3 protein-coding genes are annotated in these 3,172 nt (G+C 67.5%); 1 reads left to right on the plus strand and 2 read right to left on the minus strand.

The annotated features are described in order from the left end of the window. Positions 1-227 precede the first annotated feature (227 nt). Positions 228-413 (plus strand): hypothetical protein, encoded by a 186-nt coding sequence (locus VFF46_RS03390; RefSeq protein WP_325035519.1) that lies wholly within the window; start codon positions 228-230, stop codon positions 411-413. Here VFF46_RS03390 and VFF46_RS03395 read toward each other — a convergent pair. Both VFF46_RS03395 and VFF46_RS03400 read right to left on the minus strand, forming a co-directional pair. Beyond that, positions 402-2,132, minus strand: coding sequence for an FAD-dependent monooxygenase (locus VFF46_RS03395; RefSeq protein WP_325035520.1), 1,731 nt, complete (start codon positions 2,130-2,132; stop codon positions 402-404). The two genes, VFF46_RS03390 and VFF46_RS03395, sit on opposite strands and share 12 nt — an antisense overlap. Then, positions 2,129-2,974: a dioxygenase gene (locus tag VFF46_RS03400; RefSeq protein ID WP_325035521.1), complete on the minus strand. Its 846-nt coding sequence runs from the start codon at positions 2,972-2,974 to the stop codon at positions 2,129-2,131. The genes VFF46_RS03395 and VFF46_RS03400 overlap by 4 nt, the downstream gene beginning before the upstream one ends. Between the last annotated feature and the right edge of the window lie 198 nt (positions 2,975-3,172).

Genomic DNA, 3,172 nt, shown 5'->3' on the forward strand with positions numbered 1-3,172 from the left:
GAGACCATCGCGCTGCGGAGTACGCACGGTGACGAGTGGGTGCTGTTGTTGCTCAACGTGTCGGATCAGGACGAGCAGTTTCCGCTCGACGGCACGCCGGTCGTACCGGCCCACGGCTGGAAGTTGTTGACAAGTACGTAACCTCCGGCGGCGTCGTTCCGTTGTTCCTGGTGACAGAAGTGAGGCCTTCTCGTCAGCTTGGCGACGGGAATCATGGGGGTTTGTCGATGAACGCTCTGTGGGACGAACTGATACACGAGTTGGGCACCGTGCGCGCGCTGAGCGCCGCGGCCCTCGAAGCGCGCTCGGAGACGTCGCGGGTCGCGCTGATCACGCTCCTGGACGCCGAGACCGCGGAGATCTCGGCGATCCTGGACAAAATCCTCCACTCAGAGGCGTCCTCAGCGGCCTAGGACCGCTCTGACCGCCTGCTGCAGCGCTGCCGTCGGGTCGTCCGGCTGCTCGAACGCGCGGTACGCGACGTGCGCGTCCGGGCGGACGAGCAGGCAGCCCGCGTCCGGGATCTCGCGCCGGCGGGCCCAGTCGCCGTACAGGTCGTCCAGCTCGCGACCCGGCCCGATCACGCAGGGTTCGATCGGTACGCCGAGTTGCTCGGACACGGACTGAGCCGCCTTCACCCACGCGTCGCCGCCGATCCCGGTCAGCAAGGTGAAGCGGCCCTTGCCGACCACGTCCAGCGTGCTGACGGTCTCGGATCCGCGGGTCAACCAGCAGTGCGGAATCCGGGCGCCGGGGTAGGTCGTCGGGTGGTAGTACAGCTCCGGGTCGCGCTCGTACGGCGGCTCGGGCGTACCGTCTGCCCTCACGGCCGTCGATGTGTAGCGCTGCCCGAGCTCGACGCCGTGGGCGTTGAACTCGTAGTCCTTGAGCTCGATCGCCTTGCGTAGCTCCTCGCGCTGCTCTTGGGCGGCGGGGGTGTCGTCCTTGCGCGAGTCGATCGTCCGCCCGGGCGGCGCGTCCGGCGTCATTCCGAGCGCGCGGAAGATCTGGCCGAACTGGTTACGGCTCTTGTTGGCGCGGTCAACGATCTGCTTCGCGATCGGGGCGCGTTCGTCGTTGTAGGTGTCGAGCAGCGTGGGGGAGGCCTGGCCCTTGAGCACCAGGGCGAGCTTCCAGGCCAGGTTGTACGCGTCCTGGATCGAGGTGTTCGAGCCGAGGCCGTTGCTCGGCGGATGCCGGTGGATCGCGTCGCCCATACAGAACACCCGGCCTTGGGAGGTCTTCTCGGCGTACATGTGGTTGACACTCCACACCGACGTACCCTTCAGCTTCACGTCGATCGTGTCGTCGCCGACCAGGTTGTGCACGATCTCGGTCGCCATCGCCTCGTCGACCACCGGGGCCGGTTGGCTGATGTCGTATCCCCAGACGATCAGCCACTCGTTCCACGGGCGGACCATCCGGACCAGGCCGGCGCCGATGCCGCCGATCTGCGCGCCCGGCTGCAGGACCCAGTACAGGACGCTCGGCCGATGCGCGACGTACCGGCTGAGGTCGGCCTCGAACACGATGTTCATCGAGCCCTCGATGTCCATCGCCCCGGCCATCGGAAGCCCGACGTCCTGGGCCACCTTGCTCCGCCCGCCGTCGGCGCCGATCAGGTACTTCGCGCGGATCTGGTACGTCGTGCCGCTCAGCCGGTCGCGTACCGTCGCGGTGACACCGTCGTCGTCCTGCTCGAGGCTCTCGTACTCCGTGTTGAAGCGCAGCCGCGCGCCGCGGGCGGCCGCCGTACTGACCAGGATCGGCTCGAACAGCGTCTGCGGAAGGTCGCACGGGAGACACGGGCTCGCCTCGGTGTAGTCCGCGAGGCGGCGCGGATGCGTGCCCCAGGTGCGGATCCGGCCGATCTCCTCACCCGCCAGACTGGTGCAGAACGCGGTCTGGCCCATCAGGTGGTGGGCGGTGCCCTTCGCGGTGACCTCGGCCTCGATGCCGATGTCGCGCATCAGCTCGATCGTGCGCTGGTTGGTGATGTGGGCGCGCGGCGTGTTGGCCGTCCAGCCGTACCGGGTGAGGACGAGGTTGTCGACGCCGTACGTCGACAGGAACAGCGAGGCGGCGCCGCCGGCCGGGCCGCTGCCGACGATCAGCACATCGGTGGTGATCATTGCCGAGTCTCCTCGGTGGTCGCGAGTACGAGGTCGTAGTCGACGGTGTAGTAGGTCTTGCCGTCTTGCTCATGTTCGATGAAGTCGGCGATCAGCGATTGTTTGACGCCGAAGACCGCGTCGGTGCCGAGGTACTGGTCACCGGCGGCGAAGACGTGCGTGATCAGGCGTGCGTATCCGGGCGCGGTGACCATGAAGTGGATGTGCGCCGGGCGCATCGGGCCACGACCACCGGCGCGCAACAGCTCGCCGACCGGACCGTCGTCCGGGATCGGATACGCCACCGGCTTCACCGCCCAGAACCGGTAGTTGCCGTCGGCATCAGTTGTCAGGTGTGCCCGGTTCTGCGGACGATCGAGGTCCTTCTGTACGTCGTAGAACCCGTCCTCGTCGGCCTGCCACGTCTCGACGAGTGCGTCGGGGATGGGTTCGCCCTTGGTGTTCAGGACGCGCCCGCTCACCAGGCACGGCACGCCCGGGGCGCCGTTCGCGATGTCGTCACCGAGCCGCACCTCCGGCGACCCCTCGACGAAGAACGGGCCGAACACGGTCGACTGCGTGGCCTCCGGCGGCTTCCGGTTCCCCAGGCCGACCGTCAGCATCGACAGACCGAGCACGTCTGCCAGCAGGACGAACTCCTGCCGCGTTCCGGTCGAGATCTGGCCTGTCCTGGTGAGGAAGTCGATCGCTGTGAAGTACTCGTCCTCGCTGAGGTCGACCTCGCGCGCGAACGCGTGCAGATGCTTGACGAGCGCGCTCATCACGTCCTTGTACCGGCTGCTGGCACTGTCCTTGAAACTGTCCACCACCGCTTCGGTCAGGTCATCACCCTGCAGATCCATCCACCCTCCTCAAGGCCGCACACCTTCCCAAGCCCGAACCAAGATCTCCCGCACCACGTCGTCACTCACCCCCACCGACGCCCCAAACCCGCGCGCCGCCTCATCCACCTGCTCCCGCCCCAACCCCAACTCCCGCAAACTAACCGCCACCCCCGCCCCCCGAAACACCCCAAACAACTCCCCAGCCAACCCACCCCC

It is taken from the genome of Kribbella sp., from assembly GCF_035655035.1.
Classification (GTDB): Bacteria; Actinomycetota; Actinomycetes; order Propionibacteriales; family Kribbellaceae; genus Kribbella.

Coding starts and splice junctions, on each gene's coding strand:
- VFF46_RS03395 (WP_325035520.1), bottom strand. CDS start 2,132: ATGATCACCACCGATGTGCTGATCGTCGGCAGCGGCCCGGCCGGCGGC.
- VFF46_RS03400 (WP_325035521.1), bottom strand. CDS start 2,974: ATGGATCTGCAGGGTGATGACCTGACCGAAGCGGTGGTGGACAGTTTC.
- VFF46_RS03390 (WP_325035519.1), top strand. CDS start 228: ATGAACGCTCTGTGGGACGAACTGATACACGAGTTGGGCACCGTGCGC.